Origin of the sequence: uncultured Castellaniella sp. (assembly GCF_937988725.1) — a bacterium.
GTDB lineage: Bacteria > Pseudomonadota > Gammaproteobacteria > Burkholderiales > Burkholderiaceae_B > Castellaniella.
The window spans coordinates 214313-229925 of the sequence record NZ_CALKHS010000004.1 but is presented as its reverse complement, the minus strand read 5'-3'; the positions used below and the strand labels follow the sequence as shown (position 1 = coordinate 229925).

The 15613-nt window shown below is 65.4% G+C and carries 17 protein-coding genes and 1 pseudogene; 8 read left to right on the top strand and 10 right to left on the bottom strand.

Annotation, left to right across the window (positions count from 1 at the left end; translation table 11 throughout):
* Window positions 1-9 precede the first annotated feature (9 nt).
* The 8 genes from nuoF to Q0263_RS04555 form a co-directional block, all read right to left on the bottom strand.
* A complete protein-coding gene (gene nuoF / locus Q0263_RS04590; RefSeq protein ID WP_298013756.1) occupies window positions 10-1380 on the bottom strand; it encodes an NADH-quinone oxidoreductase subunit NuoF in 1371 nt (456 codons plus the stop codon).
* On the bottom strand, window positions 1377-1862 hold the full coding sequence (gene nuoE, locus Q0263_RS04585; RefSeq protein WP_298013754.1) for an NADH-quinone oxidoreductase subunit NuoE: 486 nt from the start codon (window positions 1860-1862) through the stop codon (window positions 1377-1379). Before nuoE ends, nuoF begins: the two co-directional genes overlap by 4 nt.
* Before the next feature lie 27 nt (window positions 1863-1889).
* Window positions 1890-3143: an NADH-quinone oxidoreductase subunit D gene (locus Q0263_RS04580; RefSeq protein WP_298013752.1), complete on the bottom strand. Its 1254-nt coding sequence runs from the start codon at window positions 3141-3143 to the stop codon at window positions 1890-1892.
* Window position 3144: 1 nt separating this feature from the next.
* Window positions 3145-3762 carry an NADH-quinone oxidoreductase subunit C gene (locus Q0263_RS04575; protein WP_298013750.1) on the bottom strand — a complete coding sequence of 206 codons (618 nt, stop codon included), beginning with the start codon at window positions 3760-3762 and terminating at the stop codon, window positions 3145-3147.
* Window positions 3763-3846: 84 nt separating this feature from the next.
* A complete protein-coding gene (locus tag Q0263_RS04570; protein WP_066457841.1) occupies window positions 3847-4323 on the bottom strand; it encodes an NADH-quinone oxidoreductase subunit B in 477 nt (158 codons plus the stop codon).
* A 15-nt stretch (window positions 4324-4338) separates the two neighbouring features.
* Window positions 4339-4698 (bottom strand): NADH-quinone oxidoreductase subunit A, encoded by a 360-nt coding sequence (ndhC, locus tag Q0263_RS04565; protein ID WP_298013747.1) that lies wholly within the window; start codon window positions 4696-4698, stop codon window positions 4339-4341.
* A 239-nt stretch (window positions 4699-4937) separates the two neighbouring features.
* On the bottom strand, window positions 4938-5246 hold the full coding sequence (locus tag Q0263_RS04560; protein ID WP_298013745.1) for a DUF4148 domain-containing protein: 309 nt from the start codon (window positions 5244-5246) through the stop codon (window positions 4938-4940).
* A 304-nt stretch (window positions 5247-5550) separates the two neighbouring features.
* Window positions 5551-6657 (bottom strand): porin, encoded by a 1107-nt coding sequence (locus tag Q0263_RS04555; RefSeq protein ID WP_298013743.1) that lies wholly within the window; start codon window positions 6655-6657, stop codon window positions 5551-5553.
* Between the two features lie 272 nt (window positions 6658-6929).
* Between Q0263_RS04555 and Q0263_RS04550 the strand changes: the two genes are divergently transcribed.
* The 4 genes and pseudogenes from Q0263_RS04550 to Q0263_RS04535 form a co-directional block, all read left to right on the top strand.
* On the top strand, window positions 6930-7823 hold the full coding sequence (locus tag Q0263_RS04550; RefSeq protein WP_298013741.1) for an AEC family transporter: 894 nt from the start codon (window positions 6930-6932) through the stop codon (window positions 7821-7823).
* A 42-nt stretch (window positions 7824-7865) separates the two neighbouring features.
* Window positions 7866-8372: a tRNA (adenosine(37)-N6)-threonylcarbamoyltransferase complex ATPase subunit type 1 TsaE gene (gene tsaE / locus Q0263_RS04545; RefSeq protein WP_298013739.1), complete on the top strand. Its 507-nt coding sequence runs from the start codon at window positions 7866-7868 to the stop codon at window positions 8370-8372.
* Window positions 8339-9703 carry an N-acetylmuramoyl-L-alanine amidase gene (locus Q0263_RS04540; RefSeq protein ID WP_298013737.1) on the top strand — a complete coding sequence of 455 codons (1365 nt, stop codon included), beginning with the start codon at window positions 8339-8341 and terminating at the stop codon, window positions 9701-9703. The genes tsaE and Q0263_RS04540 overlap by 34 nt, the downstream gene beginning before the upstream one ends.
* 176 nt (window positions 9704-9879) lie before the next feature.
* Window positions 9880-10044 (top strand): annotated as a pseudogene (locus Q0263_RS04535) (type II TA system antitoxin MqsA family protein); the annotation flags it as partial.
* On the opposite strand, the gene Q0263_RS04530 reads toward Q0263_RS04535, so the two are convergent.
* Window positions 10045-10689, bottom strand: a complete 645-nt coding sequence (locus tag Q0263_RS04530) for a VTT domain-containing protein (protein WP_298013735.1) — start codon at window positions 10687-10689, stop codon at window positions 10045-10047.
* A 150-nt stretch (window positions 10690-10839) separates the two neighbouring features.
* Between Q0263_RS04530 and mutL the strand changes: the two genes are divergently transcribed.
* From mutL to miaA, 4 genes are all read left to right on the top strand, one after another.
* On the top strand, window positions 10840-12807 hold the full coding sequence (gene mutL / locus Q0263_RS04525; RefSeq protein ID WP_298013733.1) for a DNA mismatch repair endonuclease MutL: 1968 nt from the start codon (window positions 10840-10842) through the stop codon (window positions 12805-12807).
* A 73-nt stretch (window positions 12808-12880) separates the two neighbouring features.
* A complete protein-coding gene (locus Q0263_RS04520) occupies window positions 12881-13165 on the top strand; it encodes a CopG family transcriptional regulator (RefSeq protein ID WP_298013731.1) in 285 nt (94 codons plus the stop codon).
* Entirely contained in the window at window positions 13153-13449 is a 297-nt protein-coding gene (locus Q0263_RS04515) for a type II toxin-antitoxin system RelE/ParE family toxin (protein WP_298013730.1), read from the top strand. The genes Q0263_RS04520 and Q0263_RS04515 overlap by 13 nt, the downstream gene beginning before the upstream one ends.
* A gap of 60 nt (window positions 13450-13509) precedes the next feature.
* Complete coding sequence (miaA, locus tag Q0263_RS04510) at window positions 13510-14457, top strand: tRNA (adenosine(37)-N6)-dimethylallyltransferase MiaA (RefSeq protein ID WP_298013728.1); 948 nt, start codon at window positions 13510-13512, stop codon at window positions 14455-14457.
* A gap of 59 nt (window positions 14458-14516) precedes the next feature.
* Here miaA and purM read toward each other — a convergent pair whose 3' ends face one another.
* Window positions 14517-15566, bottom strand: coding sequence for a phosphoribosylformylglycinamidine cyclo-ligase (gene purM, locus Q0263_RS04505; protein ID WP_298013726.1), 1050 nt, complete (start codon window positions 15564-15566; stop codon window positions 14517-14519).
* Between the last annotated feature and the right edge of the window lie 47 nt (window positions 15567-15613).

Here is a 15613-nt window from a genome sequence, read left to right as displayed (position 1 = left end):
GTCCTGACCCTACAGATACTTGGCGACCACACATTCCTTGTGGTCGACGTGGTGGACGAATTCGTCGCGGAAATGCTTGATGAAGCTGCGTACCGGCATGGCGGCGGCGTCGGCCAGCGCGCAGATCGTGCGGCCCATCATGTTGTGCGCCACCGAATCCAGGGTCTCGATGTCTTCCATCGTGCCCTGGCCGTGTTCCATGCGCTGCATCATGCGATACAGCCAGCCCGTGCCCTCGCGGCAGGGCGTGCACTGGCCGCAGGATTCTTCCATGTAGAAGTACGACAGGCGCATCAGCGATTTGACCATGCAGCGGGTCTCGTCCATGACGATGACCGCGCCCGAGCCCAGCATGGACCCGGCCTTGGCGATCGAGTCGTAATCCATGTTGGTGTTCATCATGATGTCGGCGGGCAGCACCGGCGAGGACGAGCCGCCGGGGATGACGGCTTTGAGCTTGCGCCCGCCCTTCATGCCGCCGGCCAGTTCCAGCAGCTTGGGAAACGGCGTGCCCAGCGGGATTTCGTAGTTGCCGGGCAGTTCGACGTCGCCCGAGATCGAGAAGATCTTGGTGCCGCCGGCCTTTTCGATGCCCAGTTCCAGGTAGGCCTGAGCGCCCATCTGGAACACGAACGGCACGGCCGCGAAGGTTTCGGTGTTGTTGATGGTGGTGGGCTTGCCGTACAGGCCGAAGCTGGCCGGGAACGGCGGCTTGAAGCGCGGCTGTCCTTTTTTGCCTTCCAGGGATTCCAGCAGCGCGGTTTCCTCGCCGCAGATGTAGGCGCCGAAGCCGTGGTGCCCGTGCAGCTGAAAGGAAAATCCCGTGCCCAGGATGTTGTCGCCCAGGAAGCCGGCCTGGCGGGCCTGTTCCAGGGCCTCTTCAAAGCGGCTGTAGACGTCGAAGATCTCGCCGTGGATGTAGTTGTAGCCCACGGACGCGCCCATCGCGAACCCGCCGATGATCATGCCTTCGATCACGGAATGCGGGTTGTAGCGCAGGATGTCGCGGTCCTTGAAAGTGCCGGGTTCGCCTTCGTCGGAATTGCAGACCACGTACTTCTGGCCGGGCAGGTTGCGCGGCATGAAGGACCATTTCAGGCCCGTGGGGAACCCGGCGCCGCCGCGCCCGCGCAGGCTGGACGCCTTCAGTTCGGCGATCACGTCGTCGGGCGTCATGCCGGTGGTCAGGATCTTCTTCAGGGATTCATAGCCGCCCCGGGCGATGTAATCCTGGATCCCCCAGTTGTCGCCATCCAGGCCCGCCAGGATCTGCGGCTGAATGTGGCGGCCGTGAAAGATCATGCTGCGGGAGACGTCGTCGCCCAGGTTCGGATTCAGCGCATCCGTGCCGTATTTCTGCAAAACATCCAGGGCGCTCATGCCGACTCCTTCAGGTCACGGATCAGGGCGTCGATTTTCTCGGGCTGCATGCGGCAGCACATGTGCTTGCCGTTGGCCAGCACCACCGGCGCATCGCCGCAGGCTCCCATGCACTCGCCTTCGGCCAGGGTGAACAGGCCGTCGGGCGTGGTCTCATGGAAACCGATGCCCAGCTTTTCCTTCAGGTATTCGGCCGCCTGGGCGCTGCCTTGCAGGGCACAGGGCAGGTTCGTGCAGATGGTCAGGGTGTAGCGGCCCACCGGGTGGGTGTGGTACATGGAATAGAAGGTCGCGACTTCCTGGACCGCGATCGGCGGCATGCCCAGGTAGCCGGCCACGTCGCGGATGACTTCCGGCGACACCCAGCCCTTTTCGGTCTGGGCGATGGTCAGCGCGGCCATCACGGCGGATTGTTTCTGGTCCGCCGGGTATTTGGAGATTTCCCGGTCGATGTCCCGGTAGGCTTGTTCGGAAAGCAGCATCGTCATAGTCCTGTGGTGTCCGGGCGGCTAGCGGTCGATTTCGCCAAACACGATGTCCTGGGTGCCGATGATGGTCACCACGTCGGAAATCATGTGCCCCTTGGACATTTCTTCCAGAGAATGCAGGTGGGCGAAGCCCGGCGCGCGGATCTTCAGGCGGTAGGGCTTGTTGGCCCCGTCGGACACCAGGTAGATGCCGAACTCGCCCTTCGGGTGTTCCACGGCGGCGTAGGCTTCGCCTTCGGGCACGTGCATGCCTTCCGTGAAGAGCTTGAAGTGGTGGATCAGGTCTTCCATGCCGGTCTTCATGCGCTCGCGCGTGGGCGGGGCGACCTTGTGGTTGCCGGTGATCACGGGGCCGGGATTGTTGCGCAGCCATTCGACGCACTGGCGGATGATGCGGTTGGATTCGCGCATTTCGGCGATCCGGCACAGGTAGCGGTCGTAGCAGTCGCCGTTCTTGCCCACGGGGATGTCGAATTCCAGCTTGTCGTAGACTTCGTAGGGCTGCTTCCTGCGCAGGTCCCATTCGATGCCGGAACCGCGCAGCATGGGGCCGGTGAAGCCCAGCGCCAGGGCGCGTTCGGGCGACACGACGCCGATGTCCACCAGGCGCTGCTTCCAGATGCGGTTTTCGGTCAGCAGGACTTCGTATTCGTCCACACAGGCGGGGAAGCGGTTGGTGAAGTCCTCGATGAAATCCAGCAGCGAGCCGGAACGCGATTCGTTCATGGCCCGCGTTTCCTTGTCGGAACGGTACTTCGAGCCCTTGTACTGCGGCATTGTGTCGGGCAGGTCGCGGTACACGCCGCCGGGCCGGTAGTAGGCCGCGTGCATGCGGGCGCCGGACACGGCTTCGTAGCAGTCCATCAGGTCTTCGCGTTCGCGGAAGGCGTACAGGAACACCGCCATGGCGCCCACGTCCAGCGCGTGCGAACCCAGCGACATCAGGTGGTTCAGGATGCGGGTGATTTCATCGAACATCACGCGGATGTACTGCGCCCGCAGCGGCACCTGGATGCCCAGCAGGCGTTCGACCGCCATGCAGTAGGCGTGCTCGTTGCACATCATGGACACGTAGTCCAGACGGTCCATATAGGGCAGCGTCTGCAGGAAGGTGCGCGTTTCCGCCAGCTTTTCGGTGGCGCGGTGCAGCAGGCCGATGTGCGGGTCGGCGCGCTGGACGACTTCGCCGTCCAGTTCGAGCACCAGGCGCAGCACCCCGTGCGCAGCCGGGTGCTGCGGGCCGAAGTTCAGGTTGTAGTTCTGGATCTCTGCCATATCAGTACCGTTCGATTCCGTAGTGATCCTCGCGCACCACGCGGGGGGTGATTTCGCGGGGCTCGATCGTGACGGGTTGGTAAATGACGCGCTTCTGTTCGGCGTCGTAGCGCATTTCCACGTGTCCGGAGATCGGGAAGTCCTTGCGGAAGGGATGGCCGATGAAACCGTAGTCCGTCAGGATGCGGCGCAGGTCGGGGTGGCCTTCGAAGACGATGCCGTACAGGTCGAAGGCTTCCCGTTCGTACCAGTTGACCGAGGGCCAGACGTCCACCAGCGAGGCCACCACCGGGAATTCATCGTGTTCGGCGTACACGCGCACCCGCAGGCGCCAGTTGTGCGTGACCGACAGCAGGTGGATGACGACCGCGAAACGGTGCGGGTGGGTGCCGGTATGGTCGGCCGCGTAGGTGGGGGCTTTCCAGGCGGAATAATCCAGGCCGCACAGGTCCATGCAGGACTCGAAGCGCAGGCTGGCGTTGTCGCGCAGCACGCGGCACGTATCCGCCCAGGCGGACTGGGGCAATTGCAGCGTCAGTTCGCCCCGGGATTCGGTCAGGTCGACCGAGGCCCCCAGGACATCGCGCAGATTGGTTTCTAAGGTCTGTAGCCGTGTCATATGCAGATCGTCAAATTCGGATCGGTTCGGATGTGCGCCGGGCAGGCCGGTGCCGTCGCCGGCAGGCCGTTCCGGGCGCCCCTGCTAGCGGGCGATGGTGTTGGTCAGGCGGATCTTGTTCTGCATCTGCAGCAAGCCGTAGACCAGGGCTTCCGCCGTGGGCGGGCAGCCCGGCACGTAGACGTCCACCGGCACGATGCGGTCGCAGCCGCGCACCACCGAATAGGAGTAGTGGTAATAACCACCGCCGTTGGCACAGGAGCCCATCGACACGACCCAGCGCGGTTCCGGCATCTGGTCGTAGACTTTCCGCAGGGCCGGAGCCATCTTGTTGCACAGCGTGCCGGCCACGATCATCAGGTCGGACTGACGGGGACTGGGCCGGAAGATGATGCCGAACTGGTCCAGGTCGTAGCGCGCCGCGCCGGCGTGCATCATTTCGACCGCGCAACAGGCCAGGCCGAACGTCATCGGCCAGAGGGAACCCGTCTTCGCCCAGTTGAGGAATTTATCCGCACTGGTGGTCATGAAGCCTTTTTCCATGACGCCTTCAACTGCCATTTTGCTCACCCCCAATTATTCCCAGTCCAGGGCGCCGCGGCGCCATTCGTAGATGAAGCCCACCGTCAGGATGCCCAGGAAGATCGCTACCGCCCAGAAGCCCACCATGCCCACGGCGCCGTTGGCCATGGCCCAGGGGAACAAAAAGGCGATTTCCAGATCGAACATGATGAACAGGATCGCCACCAGGTAATAGCGCACGTCGAATTTCATGCGCGAATCGCCAAAGGATTCGAAGCCGCATTCGTAGACGGACAGCTTTTCGGCGTCGGGCACGTTACGGCCCAGCAAACGCCCCGCTGCCAGCAGGGCCGCGCCAATCAAGGTGGCGACGATGATGAAAAGCAGCACGGGAAAGTACTGTTCCAGATTCATGGATGGCCCCTGCCTCAGAAGATCAAACTACGGGATTGTATCATTTCGACAAGCCCCATCGCCGGGAAAACCCGAGGCTGAAACACATTTGATGGAGGTCAATTCAGCTAAGCACAGATCGGCTTTCAGCCGCCTGAAATGACGCGCGGGATAGTCCACCATGCCAGGCACAGATGCGAAAAAGCCTGCCGCGCCACGAGCGCGGCAGGCTTTCCGGCCTGGCACCGTAATTGCGATGCTCAAGAAGGATGCACTGCGGTGTTGTCGACGATGACCTGGCCGGCGATCTCGGCTTGCCTGAGTTGAGCCAGCACTTGGGCGCGGCTCAGCGCCGGGCCGCCGGCCTGCAGCCGGGGATAATCGGTCCGTTCACGCTCGGTGACCAGGCCCTGGGACTGCGCCACGCGCAGTTCATGAACGACTTCCGCACGGGTCTGGGTGCTGGGCGTCACGACTTCCGGGTAATTGCTCTGATCGGCTTGTGCGATACCCGCGGAGGCAAGGCCCAGAGACAGGACGGCGATAGAAGCAGCGGTAACGGTTCTCATGATGAACTCCTTCACATTCAAGTGCATGCGAAAGCAGGACGTCACAGGCTTTCCGCTGGTGAATCATGCCCTGCTCCACAGGAACCAGTGTGCGCTTTCGCTGCGCCGCAATAAACCGCGCCAAGGAAAATTCAGTTTTCCATTTCTGATGACAATCAGATGTGGTCCGGCACGTTGGACGCACACGCAAGAAAGCCACCCGAAGGTGGCTTTCTTGTTGCCGGGAGCCGAAGCCCCTGGCGGCGTTCGTGACGGCCCGGCAAGCCGGGCCGCATCGCAAGCGTGGACAAGCCACGCGAGGCGATTAGAACTTGTGGTTCAGGCCAACGCCAGCTTCCGTACCCTTCAGGTCACGCACGTAACCCAGGTTCTTGCCGTAGGTCGCGTAGGTGTAGACACCGGTGCGCTTGGACAGGGGGTAGAAGTAGTTGACTTGGTAGGTGCTGATGTTGCCAGCTTCCAGACCACCGATCGTGTCCAGGTTGGAGGCACGGGAGTAGTTCCAGCCAGCGTACAGGGTACCGCCAGCGATCGGGGCGCTCAGGCCAACGTGGTAGTTGTTGGACTTGAAATCGTCGCCCAGGGACAGGGGGCCGACGGCGTCGATGTAGTTGCCGGCGGCACCAGCCCAGCCCAGCTTGCCATGACGGTCTTGGCCGTAGGCCAGGTTCAGCTTCACGACTTCGAAGTCGTAGGCGGCGTTGACGGTCCAGTTGGTGATCGCGTCAGCAACACCGGTTTCGCCACGACGATCGTAGCTGGCGCCGGCGCTGATCGGGCCATTGGCGTAGGTGGCGCCCAGGGACACGCGAGACGTACGCTCGGCGCTGCCGGGGAACGCTTCGCCATTGATGCGCTCGATCGTGTCATTGCCTTCGGAGCCGTACAAGGCGATAACCTTGAAGCCGGCCATGTCAGGCGTGACGTACTTGAAGGAGTTGTCGATACGGTTGGCATAGCCATACGCACCGAAGACCTTATCCACGTCGCCCAGGTTCCAGCCGTTGACGTTCAGGTTGCCGACTTCAACGCCAGCGGAGTACTGACGGCCCATCGTGAAGGTACCCCAGTTGTCGCTGGACAGGCCCACGAAGGCTTGACGGTGGAATTGACGGGTGGTGGAAGGCTGACCGTTACCCAGGTCGAAACCTTGTTCCAGTTGGAAGATGGCGCGCAGGCCGTCGCCCAGGTCTTCGGCGCCCTTCAGGCCGAAGCGGTTGCCGTTCACGGTACCGCTGCGCAGACCGGAAGTACGAGCGCGGGCTTCAACGCCGTTGTTGTCGAACTTGTAGTTTTGGTAGCCGTAGCCGGTATCCAGGATACCGTACAGCGTCACGGACGTTTCTGCTTGAGCAACGCCAGCGGTAGCGAAACCGGCCAGCAGAGCAGCAGCGAGCAGAGTCTTTTTCATGTAAGAAATCTCCGTAGATTTGTGTGAATCAGAGCAGGCCAACAACATCCTGTGCTGCTGCTCCTTCTAACTCCGCGAAGGGAAGTTGTTGGTATTGCATCAAAAATCCGGGATGAACGCCATGTTGAACTGCGGAAACCCGGTAGTTTTCCGAAAAAGGCGTTGCGGATCCACAACAAGGCATCCCGCCGCGCCCTACAATGCATCTGATTCCAGCCGGCGCGCCGGCGGCCTCCGATACGCACCACCATAGTAGCCCCGGCAAAGCCTCCATGTCCGTCATCCTGCTGATCCTCCCCGACTTCCTGCTGATCGCCCTGGGGTGGCTGTTGCTGCATCGCTTCAAGTTCGATCGCCTGTTTTTCGCCCAGGCGGAGAAGCTGGTGTATTTCGTACTGTTTCCCGCTCTCCTGTTTCATTCGATCACGCGGGCGCCCATGGCGCTGGGCAGCACGACGGTGCTGCTGGCGGCCACCGTGGGGGTGATGCTGGGCGGGATCGCCCTGGCCTGGCTGGGGCGGCTGGCGGTGCGCCCCGACCCGGCGGCGCACGCGGCGACGGCGCAGTGCGCGTTCCGCTTCAACAGTTATCTGGCGCTGTCGCTGGCGGCCGGCCTAGGCTGGGCCGACGCCCAGGCGACCATGGCCGTGATCCTGGGGTTCGCCGTGCCCATCAGCAATGTGGGGGCGGTGCACGCCCTGGCCAGTCGCAACGGCGGCCGCGCGCTGGGCGAGATGGCGCGCAATCCCTTCATCCTGGCGACGCTGGCGGCCCTGGCCTTCAATTTCCTGCAGGCGCCGATCCCGCACGTGGCCGAAGTGGCCCTGGGCAGGCTGGGATCCTGCGCCATCGCCCTGGGCCTGCTGTGCGTGGGCGCCACGCTGTCGCTGGAAGGCGGGCGCCGGCATGCGCCGCTGATGGCCTGGATGATTGCGGCCAAGCTGGTCCTGCTGCCGGTCTGGACTCTGGCGCTGACCGGGATGCTGGGCCTGTCCGCGCGGGAAAGCACGGTCTTGCTGCTGTTCTCGGCGGTGCCGACCTCGTCGGCTGCGCATGTCCTGGCCGCCCGCATGGGCGGCGACGGCCGCCTGGTGGCGGTCACGATGTCGCTGGGGACGCTGCTGTCGGCCATCACGCTGCCGATATGGCTGGGAATCGCGGGCTGAGGGCGGCATACAATGCCCCACGGACTGAAACGCCTGGACATCATGACATTTCCCCTGCCCCCCGTTGAATGGCCCTTGCCGGACGAAGAGGCCACCGTGGCCCTGGCGCAACGCCTGGCGGCCCTGGTCTGCGGCCATGCCCCGGAATCGCTGCCGGCCGGAGGGCGCATTCACCTGAGAGGAGAGCTGGGCGCGGGCAAAACCAGCCTGGCCCGAGCGCTGTTGCGGGCGGGCGGCGTGACCGGCCGCATCAAAAGTCCCAGCTACGCGCTGCTTGAAAGCTATAATGTTTCTAACTTATACTTCTATCACTTTGATTTCTATAGATTTAGCGATGCGCACGAATGGCGGGACGCGGGGTTTGGCGAACTGTTGGCCGACCATGCGGTCGTCCTGATCGAATGGCCTGAACAGGCTGGCACCCGCCTACCCCCTCCGGATCTGGATATTTTGCTGGAATATGCCGGGGCCGGCAGACGCGCATGGCTAAGCGCCTGCAGCGAAAAAGGACAGCTATGGCTGACTCACCTGACCTCATCGCGCCGATGAATCCCGCCCCCATCCCCTTGCGGCGCAAACTGATCGCGGGCGGCTGCACGCTGTTGCTGCTGCCCGTCATTCCCCGCCTGGCGCAGGCCGCCACGATCCTGGCGGTGCGGACCTGGCCGGCCGACGAGTACACCCGCGTCACGCTGGAAATGGACACCGAGCTGAAGGCCGAACAGTTCACCCTGGACCATCCCCACCGGCTGGTGGTGGACATCGAAGGCCTGCACATGGACGCCGCCATCAGCAATCTGGTGTCCAAGATCAAGCCCAACGATCCCTACATCAGCAGCGTGCGCGTGGGCCAGAACCGGCCCAACGTGGTGCGCCTGGTGTTCGACCTGAAGCAGGACGTCGCGCCCCAGGTCTTCACGCTCAAGCCCATCGGCGAATACAAGTACCGCCTGGTGCTGGACCTGTATCCCAAGGTCGCCCAGGATCCGCTGATGGCTCTGCTGAAGGACGCCAAGAACGATCCCCTGGCCGGCATCCTGGAAGACCTGGCGCAGAACAGCCCCAGCGAGGCCCCGGTGCCGGCGGTCAAGGGCCAGGAACTGCCGCCCCCCATGACGCCCCCGCCCGAGCCGCCTCTCGCGGTCACCCCCAAGCCGTCGCCCGGCAGGCGGCTGGACCGCCCCATCCTGATCGCGCTCGATCCGGGACATGGCGGGGAAGACCCCGGCGCCACCGGCCGGCGCGGCACCCACGAAAAGGACATCGTGCTGCAGATCGCCCAGCGCCTGAAGAAGCTGATCGACGCGCAGCCCAACATGCGGGCCTACATGACCCGCGACCGGGACTACTTCGTGCCCCTGAACGTGCGGGTGCAGAAGGCCCGCCGGGTGCAGGCGGACCTGTTCATTTCCATCCACGCGGACGCCTGGATCAAGCCGTCGGCCCGCGGGTCGTCGGTCTGGGCGCTGTCGGAACACGGGGCGACCAGTTCGGCCGCCCGCTGGCTGGCCAAGAAGGAAAACGACGCCGACCTGATCGGCGGCGTGAACCTGGGCGCCCACAACGCCCAGGTCGCGAAAGTGCTGCTGGACCTGTCCACCGGGGCGCAGATCAACGATTCGATCAAGGTCGGCACCCAGGTGCTGCAGGAAATCGGCAAGATCAACGAGCTGCACAAGAACCGCATCGAACGCGCCGGTTTCGCCGTGCTGAAGGCGCCCGACATCCCGTCCATCCTGATCGAAACGGCGTTCATCAGCAATCCCCAGGAAGAAGCCCTGCTGCGCACCCCCGCGCACCAGCAGAAGATCGCCTCGGCCGTGCTGAGCGGCGTGCGCGACTACTTCGCCGCCAACCCGGCCCTGGCACGGCGGGCGTAAGCTCGATCGCACGACCCGCCGCTCGACCCGGCTCCTCCCGCAAAGCCGCCCCTTGGGGTGGCTTTGCGCTTCCGGGCCTCCGATTCCAGCCACGACCTTTTTATCCCTCAGGGATTGCCGCGCTGCCCAAGCGCATCCCGGAGGCCGACGATGATTCCGCGCGCCTTGGCGCCAGCGAACTGGGGCTTGGCCAAAGCGAGGCCGCCAGGATTTTCGGCGGCGGCGTCAACGCCTTTTCCCGCTATGAAAGCGGCAAGGCCAGGCCGCCGCTGGCTCTGGTGCAGCTATTCAAATTGCTGGACCGGCACCCCGGCCTGCTGGACGAAATCCGGGCCGCCTGATCAGGCCCGATCCGGATTCTTGCGCCGCAGCAGCTTCCACAGGACGCCGGCCAGGGCCGGGATGGCGGCGGCGCCGACGCCGATCAGGACGATGGTGTTCAGATGTTCCCTGACGATGGGGACATTGCCGAAGAAATAGCCCAGGGTGATCAGGCCCGCGATCCAGGCGATGGCGCCGATGGCGTTGTACAGCTGGAACATGAACAGCCGCATGCCGGCCACCCCGGCCACGAAAGGCGCGAAGGTGCGAAACAGCGGCAGGAAGCGCGACAGCACGATGGTCTTGCCGCCGTGCTTTTCATAGAAGGCGTGGGTCTTCAGCAAGGCCTTGCGGTCCAGGAAGCGGTAGTCGTGGGAAAAGACCTTGGGGCCGATGAAGCGGCCCACGGAATAATTGACCGTGTTGCCCAGGATGGCGGCGACGATCAGGATGCCGCCCATCAGCACGGGATCGAGCTGGCCGGTGGCGCCGAACGCGCCCGCGATGAACAGCAGGGAATCGCCCGGCAAAAAAGGCAGGACGACCAGGCCGGTCTCGCCGAAGATGATCAGCGCCAGGATCAGATAGATCCAGGCGCCGTACTGGGCGACCCAGACGCCCAGGGATTGGTCGATATTGAGCACCAGATGAAAGAATTCGGCCATGACCGCCTGAAACCTCGTTGAGAATGATGCGACAGCCCGCACCGGGCACCGGCAAGGGCCGATGTCATGCGGAAAGCATCCGCGCCGACCTGTGGGCGCGCGCATTCCGCTTCGCTCGATTGCGAGCCGACGCTTACTATAATCGCTTTCATGACCCGACCCATTTCCGCCCTGCCCGACACCCTGATCAGCCAGATCGCCGCCGGCGAAGTCATCGAACGGCCGGCTTCTGTCCTGAAGGAATTGCTGGAGAACGCCCTGGACGCCGGCGCCCGGGCCATCGAAGTCCGGCTGGACGGCGGCGGCATTCGGCGCATCCTGGTGGCCGACGACGGCTCCGGCATCCCTCGCGACCAGCTGACGCTGGCCCTGCAGCGGCACGCCACCAGCAAGATCGCGTCCCTGGCGGAACTGGAATCGGTCGCCACCATGGGATTTCGCGGCGAAGCGCTGGCCTCGATCGCCTCCGTGGCGCAGCTGACCATCAGTTCGCGCACGGCGGACGCGGACCAGGCCTGGCAGATCGGTCCCGGACAGCGGGAACCCGTACCCGCCGCCGGGCCCGCCGGCACCCGGGTCGACATGCGCCAATTGTTCGACCACATCCCCGCCCGCCGCAAGTTCCTGCGGTCCGAGGCCACCGAATACGGCCACTGCCTGGACGCCATCGAACGCATCGCCCTGGCGCATCCGGAAGTCGCCCTGCGGGTCTTTCACAACGACAAACCCCAGCGCAACTGGCCGGTCACCGACATCCAGGGCCGGATCCGCGACGTCCTGGGGGTGGAATTCCAGGCCCAGAGCCTGCCGGTTTCGGCCGAACAGGGCCTGATCACCCTGGAAGGCTGCATCACCCGCCCGACCTTCGCCCGCAACCGCGCCGACCGCCAGTATCTGTACGTCAACGGCCGCCACGTGCGCGACCGGACCGTGTCGCACGCCGTGCGCCAGGCCTATGCCGACGTGCTGCACGGCGACCGGCAGCCGGCCTACGTGCTGTTCCTGGGGCTGGATCCGGCCGGGGTGGACGTGAACGTGCACCCCGCCAAGAGCGAAGTCCGCTTCCGCGACAGCGGGGCGGTGCACCGCTACGTGGCGCAATCGCTGGGGCAGGCCCTGGCGCAACGGGGCGGCGCGGCCGGCGAGACGGCCGACACGCCGCCGGATCCGACCAACGGCGACGTTCCGCAATCCACCGGGGCCACGCCAGGCAATTCTTCGCAGGATGCCGGACGGCATGATGCCTGGGGTTCCGCCCCCATGCCCGGCGCCGGCCGCGGGCAGTCCGTTCTCGCGCCCGCCGCCCCGCAGGGACGCGGCCCCGCCCGCTATCCGGGCCAGGTCCCGGTGCAGCAGCGCTTCGCCCTGCACGACTCGGGCCCTAGCCAGGATTGGCGCACGCTGTACCGGCCCCTGGACCCCGCCGACTCCCCGGCGTCCTCAAACGGCGGCGCGCCCGGGACCTTCCCCATCGCGGACAGGACGCCGGCGGCCGCGACCGCGAGCCTGCCCCCGGCGGCGCAACCCGCAGGCGACCTGCCCCTGGGCCTGGCCCTGGGCCAGCTGCATGGCATCTATATCCTGGCGCAGAACGCGCGCGGCCTGATCCTGGTGGACATGCACGCCGCCCACGAACGGGTGGTGTACGAACGGCTGAAGGGGGCGCTGGACGAAGCCCCCCTGCCCGCCCAGGACCTGCTGGTGCCGGTGGTGTTCACGGCGACGGAAACCCAGGTGGCCATCGCCCAGGATCACCAGGACACGCTGGACGGGCTGGGGCTGCGCATCCGTCCCACCGGCCCCGCATCGCTGGCCGTACGGGCCGTGCCCGCTCTGCTCGCCCAGGGCGATATCGAATCCCTGGCGCGCGGCGTGCTGGCCGACGTGGAACGGTTCGGTCAATCGGCCCGCCTGACCGAACAGCGCAACGAACTGCTGTCCACCATGGCCTGCCACGGCGCGATCCGCGCCAACCGCCGCCTGACGCTGGACGAAATGAACGCTCTGCTGCGCCAGATGGAACGCACCGAACGCGCCGACCAATGCAACCACGGCCGCCCGACCTGGTTCCAATGGAGCCTGTCCGATCTGGACAAGCTGTTCATGCGAGGGCAGTAAACCGTCATCCCGACACCGCGCCAGCCATCGGTGTTACTCTAGTAGCACCCAAGCTTCTTCCCGGGCTTCCATCATGACCACCACCTCGCTCAAACTGTCCGAAGCGCTCAAGGCCCGCGCCATCCATGCCGCCCGCGAACTGGGCATGACGCCGCACGCTTTCATGGTGTCCGCCATCGAACAGGCCGCCGTCTCGACCGAGCAACGGGCGCAATTCCTGGAACAAGCCAAAGCCGCCCGCCAGCAGATGCTGGATACCGGGCTGGGCTACGCCGCCGACGACGTCCACGCCTATCTGCGGGAACGCGCGGCAGGCGCCCCCGCCAAGCGCCCCAAGGCTCACCCGTGGCGACCCTGAACTACGCCGATCGGGCCCTGCAAGATCTGGAACGCCTGACGGACTTTCTGCAGGACATCGACCCCCCGGCAGCCCGCGACACGGTGGATCTGATCATCGAGGCGATTTCGATTTTGCGGCGCCATCCATTGATCGGCCGCACCGTGGATTCCGATCTTCGGGAACTGGTCATTTCCCGGGGAAAAACCGGCTACGTCGCCCTATACAGTTATGAATATCCCGCCGATGCCGTCCTGATCCTGACCGTCCGCCATCAACGCGAAGCCGGCTATCCCGCTTCCTGACAGCGGACGGCCTGAACAGTCCGGCCTCCCCTCCATCACGAACCGTCACATCCTCATCCCGTGAACCCAAGTCTTCCTCCTTTGCTGATCTGCCTGGCCGGGCCGACGGCCTCGGGCAAGTCGGCAGCCTCGATGGCGCTGGCGCGGCGCTGGCCGATCGAACTCATTGTCATGGATTCGGCCACCATCTACCGGGGCATGGACATCGGCACGGCCAAGCCCGGCGTCCAGGAACAGGCGCAGATGCCTCACCACCTGCTGGACATCCGCGATCCCGCGCAATCGTATTCGGCGGCGGAATTCGCGCGCGACGCGGCGGAGCTGGCGCAGGACATCCGCCGGCGGGGACGCATCCCGATCCTGTGCGGCGGCACCATGCTGTATTACAAGGCGCTGCGGGAAGGACTGAACGAACTGCCCGGCGCGGACCCGGCGATCCGCCAGGCGCTGGACGCAGAGGCCCGGGAACGCGGCTGGCCGGCGCTGCACGCCGAACTGGCCCGGGTCGATCCGGCCACCGCCGCCCGGCTGGCGCCCAACGACAGCCAGCGCCTGCAGCGCGCCCTGGAGATCTGGCGCGGCAGCGGGCGCGCCATGAGCGACTGGCTGGCCCGGCCGCCGCAGCCTGTCCTGCCGGGCTGGAGATTCCTGACGATCAGCCTGGAGCCATCCGACCGGTCCGTGCTGCATGCCCGCATCGCGCAGCGCTACCAGGCCATGATCGGCGCCGGACTGCTGGACGAGGTCCGCGCCCTGCATGCCCGGCCCGACCTGCATCCCGGCCTGCCGTCCATCCGCTGCGTGGGCTACCGGCAGCTCTGGGATCATCTGGACGGGCGCGTGTCTCTGGACCAGGCCATCGAGCAGGCCATCGCCGCCACCCGGCAGCTCGCCAAGCGCCAGATCACCTGGCTGCGGTCGCTGCCGCAGCGAACCAGCGTGGATTGCCTGTCGGATCAGGCCGCAGCGGAAGTGGCGCGGCATTGCGCCCGGGCGCTGGACGCCTGATCCGGACGGAAGCGCGCTGGAAGGCGGCGGCGCAGCCGATGGCTGCCCGCCGTTCCCGATCAGTCGACGATGGTCTGGGCGCCGCCTTCGGCCTGGGCTTCGATCCGCCCCAGCGTGTAGACGGTTTCGCCCTGGGCCTGCAGCGTGGCCGTGACCGCAGCGGCCTGGGCGGGATCGACCACCAGCACCATGCCGATGCCGCAGTTGAAAACGCGGGCCATTTCCTGGTCGGCCACGCCGCCCTGGGCCTGCAGCCACTGAAACAGCGCCGGCCATTGCCAGGCATCGCGGTGCAGATGGGCGCACAGCCCGGCGCGCAGGATGCGCGGCACGTTTTCCAGCAGACCGCCGCCGGTGATGTGCGCCAGGCCCTTGAGGGACCGCCCGTGCGCGGCCAGGGCGGCCAGAACGGACTTGACGTAGATGCGGGTGGGTTCCATGACCACGTCGCCCAGAGGGCGGCCGTCCAGGTCCTGGTCCGGACGGGCGCCGGCATGCTGCAGAATCTTGCGCACCAGGGAGTAGCCGTTGGAATGCGCTCCGCTGGAGGCCAGCCCCAGCACGGTGTCGCCCACTCGGATGTCGCCGCCGTCGATGATGGCGGATTTTTCCACCGCCCCCACGGCAAAGCCGGCCAGGTCGTATTCGCCATCCGGATACATGCCCGGCATTTCAGCGGTTTCGCCGCCGATCAGGGCGCAGCCCGCCAGTTCGCAGCCCCGGGCGATGCCGCCGACGACCTGGGCGGCGGTATCCACGGACAGCTTGCCGCAGGCGAAGTAATCCAGGAAGTACAGGGGTTCGGCGCCCTGCACCAGGATGTCGTTGACGCTCATGGCCACCAGATCGATGCCCACGGTGTCGTGGCGCTGCCATTCGAAGGCCAGCCGCAGCTTGGTGCCCACCCCGTCGGTGCCCGACACCAGCACGGGTTCGCGCAGGTGCTTCGGGATTTCGAACAGCGCCCCGAAACCGCCGATGCCGGCCATGACGCCGGGCCGCATGGTCCGGGCCGCCAGGGGTTTGATGCGGTCGACCAGGGCATCGCCCGCGTCGATATCGACGCCCGCGTCGCGATAGGTCATGGAGGGGGTGGTGCCAGATGTCATGAGAAAAGCCGTCGAATGTGCAAGAATTGCAAGTTTGGACAATATAG